The organism is Terriglobia bacterium, from assembly GCA_020072565.1.
Lineage (GTDB): Bacteria > Acidobacteriota > UBA6911 > UBA6911 > UBA6911 > JAFNAG01.
In genome coordinates, this window is sequence record JAIQGI010000019.1 from 36,844 (window position 1) to 53,779 (window position 16,936).

The 16,936-nt window shown below is 59.1% G+C and carries 12 protein-coding genes; 6 read left to right on the plus strand and 6 right to left on the minus strand.

Features of this window, described 5'->3' with window-relative positions; all coding sequences use genetic code 11:
* Nucleotides 1-81: 81 nt before the first annotated feature.
* Both hppD and hisC read right to left on the minus strand, forming a co-directional pair.
* Nucleotides 82-1,206: a 4-hydroxyphenylpyruvate dioxygenase gene (gene hppD / locus LAP85_13000; protein MBZ5497313.1), complete on the minus strand. Its 1,125-nt coding sequence runs from the start codon at nucleotides 1,204-1,206 to the stop codon at nucleotides 82-84.
* A gap of 25 nt (nucleotides 1,207-1,231) precedes the next feature.
* Entirely contained in the window at nucleotides 1,232-2,320 is a 1,089-nt protein-coding gene (hisC, locus tag LAP85_13005; protein ID MBZ5497314.1) for a histidinol-phosphate transaminase, read from the minus strand.
* 554 nt (nucleotides 2,321-2,874) lie between these two features.
* Here hisC and LAP85_13010 point away from each other — a divergent pair.
* Entirely contained in the window at nucleotides 2,875-4,077 is a 1,203-nt protein-coding gene (locus LAP85_13010) for an amidase (protein MBZ5497315.1), read from the plus strand.
* A gap of 136 nt (nucleotides 4,078-4,213) precedes the next feature.
* On the opposite strand, the gene LAP85_13015 is transcribed toward LAP85_13010, so the two are convergent.
* Together LAP85_13015 and LAP85_13020 are read right to left on the minus strand one after the other, a co-directional pair.
* The gene (locus LAP85_13015) at nucleotides 4,214-5,293 is read right to left on the minus strand and encodes a sensor histidine kinase (GenBank protein ID MBZ5497316.1); all 1,080 of its coding nucleotides are present in this window, start codon (nucleotides 5,291-5,293) and stop codon (nucleotides 4,214-4,216) included.
* 8 nt (nucleotides 5,294-5,301) lie between these two features.
* The gene (locus tag LAP85_13020; protein MBZ5497317.1) at nucleotides 5,302-6,699 is read right to left on the minus strand and encodes a sigma-54 dependent transcriptional regulator; all 1,398 of its coding nucleotides are present in this window, start codon (nucleotides 6,697-6,699) and stop codon (nucleotides 5,302-5,304) included.
* A 767-nt stretch (nucleotides 6,700-7,466) separates the two neighbouring features.
* Between LAP85_13020 and LAP85_13025 the strand changes: the two genes are divergently transcribed.
* The 4 genes from LAP85_13025 to LAP85_13040 all read left to right on the plus strand — a co-directional run bounded on the left by LAP85_13025 (nucleotide 7,467) and on the right by LAP85_13040 (nucleotide 11,973).
* Nucleotides 7,467-8,726, plus strand: coding sequence for a lytic transglycosylase domain-containing protein (locus tag LAP85_13025; GenBank protein ID MBZ5497318.1), 1,260 nt, complete (start codon nucleotides 7,467-7,469; stop codon nucleotides 8,724-8,726).
* 113 nt (nucleotides 8,727-8,839) lie between these two features.
* Nucleotides 8,840-9,961 carry an adenosyl-hopene transferase HpnH gene (gene hpnH, locus LAP85_13030; GenBank protein MBZ5497319.1) on the plus strand — a complete coding sequence of 374 codons (1,122 nt, stop codon included), beginning with the start codon at nucleotides 8,840-8,842 and terminating at the stop codon, nucleotides 9,959-9,961.
* Nucleotides 9,962-9,982: 21 nt separating this feature from the next.
* Entirely contained in the window at nucleotides 9,983-10,384 is a 402-nt protein-coding gene (locus LAP85_13035; protein MBZ5497320.1) for a hypothetical protein, read from the plus strand.
* A gap of 161 nt (nucleotides 10,385-10,545) precedes the next feature.
* Entirely contained in the window at nucleotides 10,546-11,973 is a 1,428-nt protein-coding gene (locus LAP85_13040; GenBank protein MBZ5497321.1) for an AAA family ATPase, read from the plus strand.
* Between the two features lie 73 nt (nucleotides 11,974-12,046).
* On the opposite strand, the gene LAP85_13045 is transcribed toward LAP85_13040, so the two are convergent.
* Nucleotides 12,047-12,385 (minus strand): PilZ domain-containing protein, encoded by a 339-nt coding sequence (locus tag LAP85_13045; GenBank protein MBZ5497322.1) that lies wholly within the window; start codon nucleotides 12,383-12,385, stop codon nucleotides 12,047-12,049.
* Nucleotides 12,386-12,611: 226 nt separating this feature from the next.
* Here LAP85_13045 and glgX point away from each other — a divergent pair, with 226 nt between their 5' ends.
* Nucleotides 12,612-14,747, plus strand: a complete 2,136-nt coding sequence (gene glgX, locus LAP85_13050; protein MBZ5497323.1) for a glycogen debranching protein GlgX — start codon at nucleotides 12,612-12,614, stop codon at nucleotides 14,745-14,747.
* Here the strand turns inward: glgX and pbpC are convergent.
* Nucleotides 14,702-16,906: a penicillin-binding protein 1C gene (pbpC, locus tag LAP85_13055; protein MBZ5497324.1), complete on the minus strand. Its 2,205-nt coding sequence runs from the start codon at nucleotides 16,904-16,906 to the stop codon at nucleotides 14,702-14,704. The genes glgX and pbpC overlap by 46 nt on opposite strands.
* Nucleotides 16,907-16,936: the final 30 nt, after the last annotated feature.

Below are 16,936 nucleotides of genomic sequence, written 5' to 3' on the forward strand. Positions count from 1 at the left end.
GGTTTCACGAAATAGCCCTGCAGACAATGGAGCTCATGGATCCATGAGGGAAATTCGTGAGACCTGTGGCCGAGCTCTTTTTCACAGGTTCCCTCGCAAAGCTTGTTCCCGCTCAATGGCTTCGAAGAGTGCCTTGAAATTGCCTTTGCCGAAGCTGCGGCTCCCCTTCCGCTGGATGACTTCGAAAAAGAGCGTGGGGCGGTCTTCGACCGGTCGGGTGAAAATCTGCAGCATGTAGCCTTCGTCGTCGCGATCCACCAGAACACCCAACTCCGCCACGCGGTCTGCCGGTTCATCGATCCTGCCCACGCGCTTTGCCAGTTCCGCATAGTAGGTCGGCGGCACGCGTAGAAACTCGACGCCCAGATCCAGCATCCGGGAAACGGTCCCGATCATGTCCTGCGTAGACAGTGCGATGTGTTGCACGCCAGGGCTCTTGTAGAAGTCGAGGTATTCTTCAATCTGAGATTTCTTTTTCCCGGCCGCAGGCTCATTGATCGGGAGTTTGATGCTTTCGTTGCTGCTGGCCATCACTTTTGACATGAGCGCGGAGTACTCCGTGCTGACATCCTTGTCGTCGAAGTGCTGGTAGAGGCGGAATCCCATGACCCGCTCATAGAATTGCACCCACCGGTTCATTTCCCCCCAGCCCACGTTGGCGACTACGTGGTCGATGTGTTTCAGGCCGACGGGCTGGACGGTGCGGTCAGGCTCTTGGCTCGGAACGAACCCCGGCATGAACACGCCGCTGTAATTCTTGCGCTCGACAAATGTGTGGATGGTGTCGCCATACACCGCGATGGCCGATTCCCGCAGTTCTCCCTGTTCGTCGCGCAGCACAATCGTCTCGCGCACGCCTTTGGCGCCTCGTCGCGTGGTCTCCCGATATGCAGAACCAGCATCGTCCACTGAAAAGGCAATGTCTTTGACTCCGTCGCCGTGAAGCCGGATGTGCTCCGTGATGGGATGGTCCGGGTGCAAGGCCGTAGTAAGCACGAAGCGGATTTTGTCCTGCTGAACAACGTAGGAAGAGCGGTCGCGGCTGCCGGTTTCGGGGCCCTGATAGGCAACCAGCTTCATGCCGAAGGCGGATCGATAGAAATGGGCAGCCTGCCTGGCGTTCCCGACGTAAAACTCAATGTAATCAATCCCGTGAAGAGGGAGAAAGTCCCTTTCCGCGCCCGGTGTTCCTTTTTCAGGACGCATGAACCCTCCATTCTTCCGGCCGGACTCACCCCTTGAGGACTTTCCTCATCGCCTCGGCACACTTCTGGTTCTCTTCACCCTTGCCGGTAGAGATGCGGACGCAATTGGGCAAGCCGAAGGCTTTGAGCGGCCGGATGATAATGCCCTGTTCCAGCAGTCCCTGGATCACGCGTTTTGCCGCGTGCTCGTCGGCGAACACAACCATGACAAAGTTGGCTTCCGAGGAAACCACGTCCAGACCCATGCCTCGGAATGAACGGGTCAGCAGATCAATGCCGTGCGCATTCATCTCCAGGGACCGATGAACGAACTCCCGATCGGCCAGGGCGCCGATTCCGGCGGCTTGCGCCAGGGTGCTGGGTTCGAAGGGAAGCTTCACTTTCAGCAGATTGCTGATCAGATCCTCATGGGCGAAGCCGTAACCGATGCGAATGCCGGCGAGACCGTAGATTTTGGAAAAAGTGCGCAGCGTGATGACGTTGTCATAGCGATAATGCATGGAATCGGGATAACGCGGGTTGTCCTTGGCGTACTCGAAATAGGCCTCATCCAGGATGATCAGGACACGCTCCGGGACGTGCCGATAGAAATCGTCGAACTCATGCCTGCTGAAAATGGTTCCCGTCGGGTTGTTGGGATTGGCAAGATAGATGATCTTGGTCCGATCGTTAATCAGTGTCACAAGCGTCGGCAGATCATAGTGCCAGCACCGGTAGGGAACCGTACGGTATTTGACGCCGCGGGATCTGGCCAGCACCTGAAAGCCGATGAAGGCAGCTTCCGTCGTCAGAACTTCATCATCGTCGCAGAGAAAGGTGCGGATGATGTTCGAGATGATTCCTTCCGATCCGCTTCCCGCGATGACGTTTTCCACCTTGAGATCGAACATTTCCGCGAGCTTTCTGCGTAGAGAAAGCCCGCCGTCCGGATACAGATGCAGGCCATCCAGTTGCAGCCGGATCGCTTCCAGGGCCAGCGGCGAAGAGCCCAGTGGATTTTCGTTGGAGGCGAGCTTGACGACATCGCGCAGCCCGTACGCCTGTTTGATTTCTTCAATGCTGCGACCCGCTTCGTAAGGCACCAATGATTCAACGTAAGGCGGCACGAGCGGCATAGTAAAATTATACCTCAGCCTGAACGGTTAAGTCTGGGTGCCGGGTAAGCGGAATTCCAAATCCGCAAGTTGAAGTCGGGCCAGCAGCGGAGCCCAGAACTGTTCATATCCGACGATCATGGAACCACTCGGAAACTTCTCGCAGCAGATCGCTATAACTCTTCATCTTCCCTCCCGGGCAGCCGGCACTGAATCAAACCATCACAGGCCGCCCTCTGGCAAGCGCTAAGATGGAAGGCGTACGCGCAGCAGGATAAAGCCGCCACCGCAGAGCGCGGATATTCCCGTGCAAGAAACACGACAGTTGAAACTGAGCCGCTAAATCAATATCTTGTAGGGGCTCTAACCCACAAGTGAGCTGCTTCCCTGGAGGGACGAATGCTCCGGATCCTCAAAACGACAAAGTCGCTAACCGGCTTGACCGCAGTTATTTCCGCTGCGCAGCCCCAGATCCTCCGCTGCGAGCCCCAGAACGCGGAACTCAGGTATACATTCGGCGGCGCAGTTCCGGTGCGGAGCATTGAATCCGGAACCCGCATGGTGTCGCGGACCGAATGCGGTTTCGACGGCGACCTCAGGCAACCCGGGATGCTTCCCTCGGAAAGCAAACCTCGAGACGCCTGAAGCCGGTGCCCCAGGATAAGGGTTACAAAACGACTTTTGGCGCCTCCCCTTTTAAGGATCAGGTGCTGGACATGGATGCCACGGTCTACACCCGATTGAGCGAGGCCGGCGCTGTGCTGGTGGGGAAGCTGACGCTGGGAGCGCTCGCCCAAGGTGATCGCTGGTTCGGCGGTCAGACCAAGAGCCCCTGGGACCCGAACAATGCCAACAGCGGATCGAGCGGATCCTCCGCCGGCCCCTCATCGGCGACCGCGGCCGGCCTGATCGGTTTCGGCATCGGCACCGAGACCCGCGGCTCGATCATGTCTCCCTCGAGCCGTTGCGGCGTCACCAGGCTTCGTCCCACCTTCGGCCGCGTGAGCCGGTACGGCGCCATGGCGCTCAGCTGGACGATGGACAAGATCGGACCGATCTGCCGCTGGGCGGAGGATTGCGCCCTGGTCCTGAGTGTGATCAACGGCCCGGACGGCAAGGACAACAGTCTCATCGATGTCCCCTTCAACTGGGATGCCACGGCGGACGTGAAGAAGCTGAGGGTGGGCTACCTGAAAACCGCGTTCACGCGCGAGATCACCGAGGACCCGGCCAATCCACAGCGGGCGACACGTGCCCGCGAACTCAGGAAAATGGACGAGGCGGCACTTGCCGTCATCCGCTCCCTGGGAATTGAACTCAAGCCGATCGAGCTGCCCACTCTGCCCGACAGCGACCTCGGTTTCATCCTCTCCGTGGAATCGGCCGCCGCATTCGACGACATCACTCGCAGTAACCAGATCGATTCGATGGTCAAAGATCCCGAGCGGAGCAGCTGGCCCGGTACTTTCCGCCTGCACCGATTTGTGCCGGCGGTCGAATATATCCAGGCAAACCGTGTCCGATATAAGATGATCGAGGATTTTAATAAGGTGTTTGCCGACCTCGACCTGTTCATCACCACGAGCGGCAGCTCTCCGTTGGGATTGACAAACCTGACCGGGCACCCGGAGATCAACGTCCCGCACGGGTTCGATGCCCAGGGTCAGCCGACCAACATGCGTTTCACCGGAAAGCTTTTCGGCGATCAGGAGATCCTCCTGCTGGCACATGCGTTCCAGAGCAAGACCGATCACCACCTGAAGCACCCGAAACTGTAGGACTTGCGGACTTCGACAAGGGCCGCCCTGCTGTTTGAGTTCTGGAAATCTCAACGCAAAGGCCGCAGAGAATACCCGGAGCAACAAGAAAGAGGAGTTCTCTCAGCAATCTCTGCATTGAGATTTTGGACGACGATTATTTTGCAGAAAGCGGCGCGATGGGGAGCTCGATGCGAAAGGTCATGCCGCGGCCTGCGTTCCTTTCGGCGTTGATCCTGCCGCCGTGGCGTTGCAACAGCTGATAGGAAATCGAAAGGCCCAGGCCGGTGCCCTGAGGCTTGGTCGTGAAGAAAGGGTCGAACACACGTTCCAGGTCCTCTTCCTCGAGCCCCGGGCCGTTGTCGGCGACTTCTACGACTACCTTGCCGTCTGCGCGCGCGGAACTGACCTCCAGCACACCGCCTTGGGGCATTGCTTGGATGCCGTTGAGAACGACATTCAGCAGAACCTGCCGGATCTGATCACGGTCGACGTTTACCTCGGGAAGTAGCGGGTCCAGGCACTTTCGGATTTCGACTCGCGAGTGCTCCGCTTCTTTCTGGAGCAGGTTCAGCGTGGAGCTGATCAATTCATTCAGCGAGGCAAGCTCCACTGCGGGCTTGGGCGGCCGAGCAAACCTGAGAAACTCGGCCACAATGGAGTTGAGCCTGGCTGTCTCCTCTTTGATGATCCTGACAAACTCGTGCTTGGGATTGTCGGGGGCGATTTCGGTTTCAAGGATCTCAATCGACCCTTTAATGGATCCGAGAGGATTCCGGATCTCATGGGCAATGCCGGCACTCAGCTGCCCGAGGGCGGCAAGCCGGTCCGACTGCTTGAGTTGCTCGAAGGCCGATCGCAGGCGCTCGTAGGCCTGCGACAGCTCACCCGACGTCTTCTCCAGTTTTTCCCGGTGGCGGCGCTCCCGGAGCGAAAGGAATCCGATCAAAAGCCCGATGACGTTGTAAAGGAAGATCTCGGCGTACTGGTTGAAGGAGTAAGTGGGAAGGTAGATCCAGTCGCGGTGGATGTGGATGCCATAGAGCACGCTCGTCAGGGCCGAGGCCAGAAAACCCCAGAGCGGCCCATACCAGAAGGCCGCCAGGATAATGGGGATATAGTAGAAACGCTGGTAGATTTCGTGCAGGTAGATGTACTCCGTGGGCGTCGCAAAGTGAAAGACCGAGATGAGCAGTATCAAGAACAGCAACACGGCCTGCTTCAGCGCCTCGCGCATTTCGCGCCTCATACTGCCCCCGTCCCCTCTTTTTCATGCTCGCGGATGTTGTATTTCTGCATGCGGTAGATCAGGGTGTTGCGGGTAATGCCCAGATATCGGGCGGCGCGGGTCTGGTTCCAGCCATGCCGCTCCAGGGCCGCCAGAAGAATGTCCCGCTCAACTTCCTGCAGCCGAAAACCCTCCTCCGGCAACCGGACAACAACCGAACCCAAGGACCCCGCCGGACGCCGGAACTGTGCCGGCATATCTTCCATGGTCACAACGCCACGCTTGTCGAAGACCGTGAGCCTTTCTACGACATTCTCAAGTTCCCGGACATTGCCAGGCCAGTGATAGGTCTGAAAGGCATCGATCACCCCCTGTTCGAACCGGACTTCCTTGCCGAATTTCTGCCCCAGCTTCTCGAGGAAGTGGAACACCAGCAAGGGGATATCTTCTTTGCGTTCGCGCAGGGGCGGCAGATAGAGCGGAGCGACGGAGAGCCTGTAATAGAGATCTTCCCGGAATGTGTTCTTCTCCATCAGTCGCATCAGATTCTGGTTGCTCGCCGCCACGATGCGCACATCAACCAGGCGCGGGAGCGGGTCGCCGAGAACGTCCATTTCTTTTTGCTGCAAGATACGCAGCAGCTTCACCTGCATCCCCAACGGCAGTTCCCCAATCTCGTCGAGGAGCAGCGTGCCCCCGTCGGCCACCTCGAACTTCCCCTTTTTGTTGGCCACGGCACCCGTGAATGCGCCTCGCTTGTAGCCGAACAGCTCTGATTCCATCAGCTCCTTTGGAATGGCCCCACAGTTGACCACGACGAAGGGCTTTCCCCGGCGCGGGCTGTTGAAATGAATGGCGCGGGCCAGAAGCTCCTTCCCGGTTCCGCTCTCACCCTCGATCAGGACAGTCGTGTCTACGCCAGCGAGCTGCGCCGCAAGCTCCAGGACTTGCTGAAACTTCTTGGAGGAGCCCACAAAACCGCCGAACTCAAAGGTCTTCTGAACCACCTGGGCAAGACGCCGGTTCTCTTCCATCAGGTTGGACATCTTGAGGGCGGTGACGATCGCGTGATGGATCTCTGCCCGCTCGAAGGGCTTGGTGAGAAAATCGCTGGCCCCACCCTTGACCGCCTCCACCGCCTTGTCGATTGAGCCATGTGCCGTGAGGACGATGATGGGGAGGTCGGCGCTTATCTTTCGGATTTCGGTCAGAAGCTGAAGGCCGTCCATCCCCGGCATCTTCAGGTCCGTTACCACTAGGTCCACCCTCTGTTCCTTCATGCGCTCGAGCGCCTCGGGTCCGGATGAGACCGGAATGGTCTGATAGCCGAATCCCTGGACATGATAGTTCAGGACATGCAGAAAGTTCCTGTCATCATCTACAAGCAAGACCGTACCCGTCTTGGAAGTTGCCATCTTTATATTCTAGCCTCCCGCATTCTCTGTGTCAAAACAAGCAATCACGCTGCAGATTGTGGCAAAAGCCGCATTTGGGGACAGAAAATCACACAGAAACAATGGAAAAACGAGAAGGGAGTGGCCGCAACGCATAAACACATCGCACTCCCTTGTGAGCGGGGGCGCACGCGCATGCGGGTGGCGACTTTTAAAAACAGCCGCGGATTTCACAAATGCCGCTGCTTCCCGTCGTCAGGAAGTGCTCTCGGTGCGGTGCGTTGCCCGGATTGTTTTCTTTCGCGCCACCTTGGCAAATTAGAGTGTTTTAATCATAAGCCGGAAAACCGGAATAAGGGGTTGCCAAACTGTCCGATGTCTGGGATGATTGGCATGTAGACACGTCGAACCTGACGCGTCGTAGGGTGGCGTCGGAGCGCAGGAAGTTCATTTAGGCCAGAGGTAGAAGAATGCCTGTCTTGTTCATCCAGGCTTCCAGATGGGGCAGCGCCGGTTTTCGCGCGTCCCTGGGTCTTCGTGCCTTCGACAGCCCTATCAGCCTTTTCTTCAGTACCCAACACCCCCGCCTGTGGCAGGCGGGTGATCTTGAATCAGCCCGGAACGGCGCGCCAAATCCCCCCGGTCACTTGCCGGCTCAGCCTGGTCCTCGCAGCTCGAAGCGCGCGTCCCGAAAGTCCCGTGGCAACATGTAATCGCTGTTTTTAGCCGCGCACGTCGGCAGGTGTGTGCCTGCCTTGACGTTGCGCGTTCTAACAGGGAAGGAACCCATGGCGGATTCTAATAAACAATTGGATCTATTGCCGTTGCGCAGGCTGCCACGGTCACGCGCCCGACGGCTGGAGCTGAAGATAGAGGGAATTCTCTATCGTCTCCATGACATCGGCGGACACCGCTTCGCCACCAGGTATTTGCGTAAGGGCATACTCAGGCCGGATTACTTCATCCGTCTCGGAGCGCGAGGGCCCGAGCTGGTGTTTGTGCTGAATCGATCCCTTTTTGGCCTGGGAGAGGAACAGGCCGGATCCCACGATCCGGTGTTTGGGCGGGAGACGGCCGGCGACGCACCCCATTCGGATTTTTCTTCCACATTCGGGGGTGCTCAAATCGGTCAAGACGACGGCATTATCCCCTCGTCTTCAAACGGCCGGCTGGTCCGTCGTTTCTGGCGGCACAGCCGGTTGACACTGGGCGTCATGTCCTGTGTGCTGGTTGTCATCGCATCGTATGCCGGCTGGGGCAACAGAAATCTCACCCGGGCGAACAGCGTCGGGCAGGTCGCACAGCTGGAAACCGTGAGGGCGGGAGGCGGCGAGGACTACCTGCAGATCGGCCGGATGATCGGTAACCTCCTCTATCGTGGAGCCGGCGCACAGGATCTGGCAATGCGTAACGCCGACAAGGACTTCGTCGAGCGTGAAATCCAAGCGCTGATGGAGGAGTTCGGCGCTGAGGAGTACAACGTTCCGCCTGAGTTTGTCAGGGCGGTGAACCACCACATCAGCCAATACCAGGACCGGGACCGCGATGAAATGACGCATGCGCTCGTGGATGAGCGCCAGAGCCTCCAATGCGTGCGCGAGATCCTGCGACGCGACCAGCTGCCCGAGGATCTTGCTTACATCGCGCTGGTCGAGAGCGGGTTACTGCAAATGTCTGAGAGCTCGGAAGGAGCGGTCGGTTTCTGGCAATTCACCGAGGCGACTGCGCGCGATTATGGCCTGCAGGTGAACGAAAGCGTGGATGAGCGTCTTGACCTCCGCAAATCCACCGAAGCGGCAAGCCGCTATATCCGGGAACTGATCCTCGATTTTGGGGCCGGCAGTTCCGTGATGCTCGCGATGGCAGCCTATAACAGTGGCCCCGAAAAGGTGCGGCACGCCGTCAGGAGCGTGAAGGATCCTATCAAACAGCGCAACTTCTGGTACCTCTATAGTACCCAAGCACTCCCGGCGGAAACGCGGGAATATGTCCCCAAAGTATTTGCGGCCAGTATCATTGGCCGCAACCCCCGACGATTCGGCTTCTAACTCAAACGATAGCAACCAAATACACGAAAAACGCGAAAGCTCTTTCGCGTTTTTCGTGTGGTCCGTGCTTTATTTGGGTTTTTCCCGGCCGCAGCTCCGGTTATATTTATTCCATGGGTGTGCCGATTTCGCAGATGTGGACGGTCGCAACGTACGTGCTCAAACAGAGGATGGCCGGGCGGAAACGCTATCCGCTGGTGTTGATGCTCGAGCCCCTGTTCCGGTGCAACCTGGCTTGCGCCGGATGCGGGAAAATCCAGTATCCTGCGCACATTCTGAAGCGACACCTCACCCCCGAGGAATGTTTCAAGGCAGTCGAAGAGTGTGGTGCCCCCATGGTGAGCATTCCCGGCGGGGAGCCCCTTCTGCATCCGCAGATCGCCCAGATTATCGAGGGTCTGGTCCAACGGAAAAAGTACATCTATCTCTGCACCAACGCACTGCTTCTGAAGGAAAAGATCCATCTCTTTCGGCCGAGCAAATACCTGACGGTCAATGTGCATATGGACGGACAGCGGGAGCATCACGACATGTCGGTCTGTCGCGAGGGCGGATACGACCTGGCTGTCGAGGGAATCAAAGAGGCCACCCGGCGAGGATTCAGGGTGACGACCAACACAACGCTCTTCGACGGCACTGACCCGGGGAGCGTGCGCGGCTTCTTCGACGAGATGATGGATCTCGGCGTCGAAGGGATGACGATCTCTCCCGGGTATAACTATAGCAAGGCGCCCGACCAGGAGCACTTTCTGGGTAAAACTGCAACCCGAAGCCTCTTTCACATGATCTTGAGCAATCGGAAGAAACGCTGGCGCTTCAATCAGAGTCCATTGTTTCTCGAGTTTTTGATGGGCCTGCGCGACTATGCATGCACACCTTGGGGAATGCCCACCTACAACCTGTTCCGCTGGCAAAAGCCCTGCTACCTGTTGCAGGACGGATACGCGGAGACTTTTGCCGAGTTGATCGATCAAACCGAGTGGCATAACTACGGCGCTGAATCCGGCAATCCGAAGTGCGCCAACTGCATGGTGCATTGCGGTTACGAAGCCAGCGCTGTTAACGATACCTTCGGCTCGCTCAGGGGAATTTGGAACACGGTGCGCGCGTCCCTCTTTTCGGGCGGTTACCAGAGCCGGAGCGCTGCCATGGCTCTGGCAGATGAGGATTCCCGGCGCGCATCCCTGGTACAGATCCAGACCAAGCCGCCGGCCCGGGAGACCGCCCGGGTCTGACAAACGCCGCACGGCATCATCATGTCGGAAGACAGTCAGGGCCAACCGGTCGATTTGGATGCAGGCCCCTCCCGTCCACATGAGGACTTGCAGGGGTGGATCCCGGAACTCGCCGGCCCGGAGGAAATCCGGGAAGCCCTCGAAAAGGCATTCGACTATCGCGGCGATGTCACGATTACACTGAAAAGCGGCGAGAAGATCGAGGGCTTCATTTTCGATCGGAGAGCCGAGGGCCCTTCCCTTGCACAGTGCCTTGTCAGGATGATCCCGAGAGAGGGGAGCCGGAAGATCACAATCCGATACCACGACATCGCAAGGCTGGAGTTCACCGGCCGGGATACCGCCGCCGGCAAGACCTTCGAATTGTGGATGAAGCGTCTGCGCGAAAAAAGGAGCCGGAACGACACAGGACACCAAGGTTGATTCGGCTTCCTTCCATGTACTTCGCAGGCGCTTTTTGCTGGGGCCGGCGTTATTTTTCGTGTGTTGGTGCCCGGGCGGTGGTTTAATCTGGTGTGCCATAGGAGAGACACGTGAGCCTAAAGCAACCGGAGAATCGAACCGAGAGCCGTGCCTTCTCGGCACTGCGCGAACTGGTGCAGGGCAGGCGTCCCTTGATCTACATTTGCACCTCCGAAGAGCAGCGCGCACGGCAACTCCTGCAGGATGCCGCCCGGCACCTTTTTTCTGGCAAAGTGCCGGTTTGGTCGTGGACCTCGACCCGCGGGCTGATCGGGCCCGGTGGGAATACGGAGTCCGGCAAACTTCTCGATGCGAGCGCCGTGCTGGACTTCATCGCCGGATATAAGGGGCCGGCAATCTTTCAGCTTCGCGATTTTCATGAGTTCATGGGAGGCATGCCCGAGATCCGGCGCAAGCTGCGGGATTTGTACGAGGTCTGTCTCGACACCGGCAAGTTTGCCGTCATCACATCGCCGGTACGCGTGCTCCCTGAAGAGCTCAGCCGTCAGGTCGCCTTCATCGAGTTGCATCACCCCGATCTGGAGGAGATGATCGCCTTTCTTGCCGACGAAGTCCGGGTGCTGGGGCGACAGGGCTTCAAGATAGATAGCGGCGAGCAGGCGATGTTCAAGATAGCGCGGGCTCTGCAGGGCCTGACAGTCGACGAGGCCCGCCATGCGCTGCGGCGCGCGCTGGCGCTGGGCGGCACTCTCGACGAGGATTCAGCACCGCTGCTGCTGGAGGAGAAGAAGCTCATCGTCAACCAGTCCGGAGGGCTCATCAATTACGTTGCCGACGGAACTCAGATCGAGCACGTGGGGGGCCTTGAATACCTGAAGAAATGGCTCCTGGAGCGGCGCAGGCTGTTCATGGAGCGCGAAAGCCTCACGGCGGACATCGTTCCCAAGGGCGTGCTGGTGATGGGAGTCTCTGGTTGCGGCAAGAGCCTGTCGGTCAAGGCAATCTCCTCCTGCTTCGGGTTGCCGTTGTACCGCATCGACATGATCGAAGTTTTTTCCGGCCGCCACGGCACTCCGGATGGCGCATTTGCGGAGGCCTGCCGCACCGTCGAGTCGCTAGCGCCCGCCGTCGTCTGGTTCGATGAAATCGAGATGGGCCTCACCGGGCAGGGCACTGAGGCCGGAACCAACCTCGGACGCATATTCGCTTTCTTCGATCTCTTGCCTGCGGAGATGATCCGCAAGGGCCGGTTCGACGAGGTGTTCTTCATCGATCTCCCCAGCGAAGAGGAGCGCATCGAAATCTTTCGCATCCACCTCCATAAGCGCGGCATCGATCCGGATGCGCTCGAGATCGGCCGGCTCCGGCGCATCACGCAGGGGTGGACCGGTGCCGAAATCGAGCAGTGTGTCGTTTCCGCGCTCACCACGGTCCGGATCGAGAACAAATCCATGAGTTTTGAGGAATTGCATCGGGCTGCGCTCAACGTCATTCCGCTGTCGAAGACGATGCGCGAGCAGGTGGAGCACATCCGTTCGTGGGCATATGACCGCGCAGTACGGGCTTCTCCGCGCGAAGCCGGCCACTAGGCAAATCCAAACCGAGAGGTACACGAAAGGAGCTCCCACGCTCCATGGGGCAATTTGACAAACCAGCAGGAGGCTAGCGCCTCGCCTGAAGCAGTGCGGCCCAAGATTCGGACATGGAAGCGAACATGTGCTTTTCGTAGAGCACATCTTCGAGTTCGAGTCCGACAGCGAACTCCGAGCCGTGCGGCGCGCAGTAGATGATTTCACCCAGCAGGACGGTTCCTCCCCATTCGACCTTGACCATGGTTCCCGGAGTCAATTCATGAGCCAGGATCATGCGGGTTCCTTTGGCCGAAAAGTTGGCGAGGCGTCCCAATTGGGGAATCCCCGGCTGCTCGAGATTGGTCACAGTCACAGGCTGATCGATTTCGAATCTAGGCTCGCGTCGGCGGCAGTCCATGCTTCGATTCATCGACCGGTTCCCCGGAAACTTTAGGTCGCCGGGTGCCTGGATGGTGAAGACATGGTTCACTTCCATTCTCGATTCACTTTCTGTATTCTTGCGACCAGCCCCTCATGGTCAGAATTCTTTTTCCTGATGCGAGGGCGGATACCCGGGTCTTTGAGCTTAATCCTTGGCACGGGGCTTGGGCCGTACAAGAATCTCGCGCCGCCCCGCGCGGTGTAAAGGAGACTGCATGCCGGACATACGTCTCAGCCATCGAACGAACCGCAAGCTGTCGCCAGGCAGGTTCTACCCATGCGGGGCCACCGTTACCGAAGAGGGAGTCAATTTCGCTCTCTTCTCGCAAAATGCTGCCGAGGTGTTTCTTCTTCTCTTCGACGAACCGGACCGGCCTCCCACCGATGTCATCCAGATGCGGAATCGAACGAGGTACGTCTGGCACACCATGGTTCACGGCCTCGAAGCAGGACAGCTCTATGGGTACAGGGTCCGCGGAGATTACAACCCGGCACTGGGACTGCGTTTCAACGAGCACAAGCTCCTGCTTGACCCATACGCCGCGGCGCTCACCGGAAAGTGCGTCAACGGTGACAATCTGCTTCTCGGATATGACCCGCAATCTCCGCTGAAGGACCTGTGCCCGGACACCCGCGACAACACCCTTGAAATGCCGAAGTGCATCGTCCCGGACCATGGCTTCGACTGGCAGGGAGACCGGCGTCTGGAGTTCCCCCTGGAACGGCTGATCATTTATGAAGTGCATCTGAAGGGATTCACTGCCGATCTTTCTTCCGGCGTGAGCAGCCGGGGAACCTACCTCGGATTCATCGAAAAAATCCCATACCTCAAAAGCCTGGGAATCAATGCGGTGGAGTTGCTTCCCATCCAGGAGTTCTATGTCGAAGACTCCCTGCGGGAGCGTGGGCAGACGAACTACTGGGGCTACAACACCATCGGTTTCTTTGCTCCGGAATCTTCCTACAGCACTCGTAGCCGGCGCGGATGCCAGGTGGCCGAATTCAAGACTCTGGTGCGGGAACTGCACAAGGCGGGCATCGAAGTGATTCTCGACGTCGTATACAACCACACAGGCGAAGGCAATGAACTCGGCCCCACGATCAGTTTCAAGGGCATCGACAACCCGGTTTATTACCTGCTCTCCGGCCCGCCAAACCAGTATCGTCGGTACTACATGAACTACACGGGTTGCGGCAACAGCATGAACCTTGCGAGCACGCATGTCATCAAGTTCGTCATGGACTCTCTGAGGTACTGGGCCGAGGTCATGCATGTGGACGGTTTCAGGTTCGATCTCGCCTCGGTCCTCGGCCGGGAGGGTGGAGGCTTCGAACGTTCCGCAGCCTTCTTCGATGCCATCTCCCAGGATCCGGTGCTTGCGACGGTCAAGCTGATTGCCGAGCCATGGGACCTGGGGACCTACCAGGTCGGCAACTTCCCAATCGACTGGTCCGAATGGAACGGGCGCTTCCGGGACACTGTGAGACGGTTCGAGTGCGGAGAGGGGGGACAGATTTCTGAACTGGGCTGGCGCTTCACGGGGTCCGCCGACCTCTATGGCGACGACGGGCGTTCAGCCTTTCACAGCGTCAATTTCATCACATGCCATGACGGGTACACGCTTCATGACCTAGTCTCCTTCAACGAGAAGCACAATGAAGCCAACGGCGAAAACAATCTCGACGGCACCAACGACAACCATTCCTGGAATTGCGGAGCCGAAGGGGACTCTTCCGACCCCGGCATCCTGAGGCTGAGGCGGCAAATGGTGAAAAACTATGCCTGCCTCCTGCTGTTCTCCGCAGGCACACCCATGATTCTCGGCGGCGACGAGTTTCTCCGTACCCAGAGAGGCAACAACAACGCTTATTGCCAGGACAACAACATCAGCTGGTTTGACTGGCGTCTGGCGGAGAAAAACACCGACATCCGGGGTTTTTTCGCAAAGGCCGTCGCTTTGACATGCCGGTATCCGATTCTGCAAAGGCGGAAATTCCTGCTTGGGACAGACCTGGATAGCGACCAGGTTCCGGACATCACGTGGTTCGACAACGGCCTGAATCGGCCGGACTGGAACAACCCTACGGTCCGGACACTCAGCCTCATGCTGGACGGAAGCGAAGAAGAGTCTGAGGCGGGGGAGTACCTGCTCTTTCTCATTTTCAATGCAGATCCTTTCCTGCAGCGCGTCAGCTTGCCGCGTGCCGAGGGCAAGCGCTGGTATCGGATTATCGACACGAGCCTCCCGGATCGCGAAGATTTTCTCGATCCGGGCAAAGAGTTGCTCCTCGATCCCCAAGATCACTATCTGGCGAACGGCCGCAGCACGGTCGTGCTGCTCGGCAGATAGACATTCCTCCAACTTTCATCGCGATAACCGCGCACCTCGAAGGTCACCGAATCCAGGGTGCGATCGGAAAGATCGACGAGGGCAAGCGCATGTTTGCCGCGTGTCGGAGCCCACAGAAGCAGCGTGCCGGCGCCGCCGAGCACCTGCCCGTCAAGCACCCAGTGCAGCCGATCATCTCGAGGCTGGGCTTCAAAAAAGAGTTTTTGTTTCTCCGGGGGAATGTCGGGATCCAATGCGACGACGGTGCCCGGGGACGGATAGGCAATGCGGATGCCCGGGTTTGCCGCGCCTGGCGCCACCGCCATTTCCGTGCCGCGGATGAACCATTCCCTGTGTCCGTTTCCTGCCGGCGCCTCTCTTGCCACAACCCCCGGCGGCGGCTGGGGCGCGCTGCTGGATTGATCCCGATGGAGCCGGTTCATGATCTCGACCCAGACGGGCGCGGCGCCGGTAATGCCGCTCACGTTCCACATCGGTTCCCCTGAAAAATTGCCTGCCCAGACACCTACGGTGTACCGGTCCGAGAATCCGACGCACCAGTTGTCGCGCATGTCCTTGCTCGTTCCCGTCTTGACGGCGGTCCAGTAGCGCGTCGACAGCGGGCTCTCCAGGCTGAAGGTCTGGCTGCGGCTCTCGCGGTCGCTCAGGATGTTCGACACGATAAACGTCGCCTCCGGCGTCAAGACTTGCCGCGCGGGGCCGGTGGTTTCGTCGAGCGTGAGCCGGGGCGGGCTCCATATTCCTCCGTTTGCGAGGCTGCGGTATGCGTCCACCAGTTCCCAGAGGCTCACGTCCGCCGCACCAAGGGCGAGTGACGACCCGTAGAAATCATCGGATTGCAGCTTGTCGAATCCGGCGACCCGCAGCACGCTCAGGGCGGCCTCGACACCGATGAGATTCAGCGTCCTGACGGCCGGAACATTTAAAGACGAGGCGAGGGCCGTGCGGGCAGTGACCGGGCCGTGGAAGAGTCTGTCGTAATTGCTGGGGCGGTACATGCCTCCGGCCACAGGCACATCCAGGGGACTGTCATCGAGGAGCGAGGCCGCGGTCAGCACGCGCCTGTCGAAGGCAGCCCCGTAAATGAACGGCTTCAACGTCGATCCCGCCTGCCGCAAAGCCTGAATCCCGTCCACATAGCGAGCGCTCCCCTGGCTCCCGGTGTTGCCCACGTAAGCCAGGACCTCTCCCGTGCGGTTGTCCAGGACGAGCACTGCTCCGTCGCGGACGTTTTGCACGTGCTCGGCCAAGAGGTGCCGACGCAGGGCTTCGGCTGCGAATTGCTGAAGACCGCGATCAAGTGTGCAGACGATACGTCCGGGCTCGTGCCCCCCACGGATCCGTGCTTCCCGAAACAAGCGCTGCGCGACGTGCGGCGCCAGCGCTGCCTGTGGCCGGATGAGATAAGGGTGGCCGAGAGCCTCGCCTGCCCGTGTGGAGATCTCGGCGGGTTTCAAATCGAGTTTCAAGGCGCCGGCGAGTGAACCTGCCCTCCTGGCGACTTGATCGATGTCGGCATTGGGTGACCGTACCAGCGCCGCGAGGATCACCGACTCCACATCCGTTAAGCCATGCGCCTGTTTCCCGAATAGACCGGCGGCAGCCGCCGCCAGGCCCTGGAGCTCGCCCCGGAAGGTTACCGTGTTCAGATACGCTTCCAGGATCTGGGCCTTGGACCAGCGTCGCTCCAATGCGCGGGCACTGAGAATCTGCTGCCATTTCTGCCGGAGGCTGCGGCGCTGATCCGAAGGGCGCAACTCTTCGTCCAGCTGCGCCGCGAGCTGCATTGTGATCGTACTGGCGCCGCGCGCCCCGGATCTCAGGACGGCGGCGAGAGCGCCGGCCAGCGAGGCCCAATCCACGCCGTGATGCTGATAGAAGCGCCGATCCTCTGCATAGAGGAGCGCGGAGGCGAGTGCCGGGGAAACCGCGGGCAGCGGCACCCAGTCGAGCCGCCTGGCGCTGCTGTCGGTCCTCTGCTCATGAATGATCTCCCCATGACGATCCAGCAGGACCGACTCCGACCGGCTATGGGCCGCACGCACCTCCTCGAAGGACGGCACTCCGGCTGGGCCGGGCAGGAATGTGAACATGAGCACGATCAGCCCGCAGAAACAACTGAGGCCACAAAAAACACGCAGCCATTTCTTCGAGATCATTGCGGTCTTCGTGGCTGGCACGGTTTGCCT

Excerpts from the sequence above, each read along its gene's own strand:
- hppD (MBZ5497313.1), bottom strand. The coding sequence starts at position 1,206 with ATGCGTCCTGAAAAAGGAACACCGGGCGCGGAAAGGGACTTTCTCCCT.
- pbpC (MBZ5497324.1), bottom strand. The coding sequence starts at position 16,906 with ATGATCTCGAAGAAATGGCTGCGTGTTTTTTGTGGCCTCAGTTGTTTC.
- LAP85_13020 (MBZ5497317.1), bottom strand. The coding sequence starts at position 6,699 with ATGGCAACTTCCAAGACGGGTACGGTCTTGCTTGTAGATGATGACAGG.
- LAP85_13035 (MBZ5497320.1), top strand. The coding sequence starts at position 9,983 with ATGTCGGAAGACAGTCAGGGCCAACCGGTCGATTTGGATGCAGGCCCC.
- LAP85_13025 (MBZ5497318.1), top strand. The coding sequence starts at position 7,467 with ATGGCGGATTCTAATAAACAATTGGATCTATTGCCGTTGCGCAGGCTG.
- hpnH (MBZ5497319.1), top strand. The coding sequence starts at position 8,840 with ATGGGTGTGCCGATTTCGCAGATGTGGACGGTCGCAACGTACGTGCTC.
- glgX (MBZ5497323.1), top strand. The coding sequence starts at position 12,612 with ATGCCGGACATACGTCTCAGCCATCGAACGAACCGCAAGCTGTCGCCA.
- LAP85_13015 (MBZ5497316.1), bottom strand. The coding sequence starts at position 5,293 with ATGCGCGAGGCGCTGAAGCAGGCCGTGTTGCTGTTCTTGATACTGCTC.
- LAP85_13010 (MBZ5497315.1), top strand. The coding sequence starts at position 2,875 with ATGCGGTTTCGACGGCGACCTCAGGCAACCCGGGATGCTTCCCTCGGA.
- LAP85_13045 (MBZ5497322.1), bottom strand. The coding sequence starts at position 12,385 with ATGAATCGAAGCATGGACTGCCGCCGACGCGAGCCTAGATTCGAAATC.
- hisC (MBZ5497314.1), bottom strand. The coding sequence starts at position 2,320 with ATGCCGCTCGTGCCGCCTTACGTTGAATCATTGGTGCCTTACGAAGCG.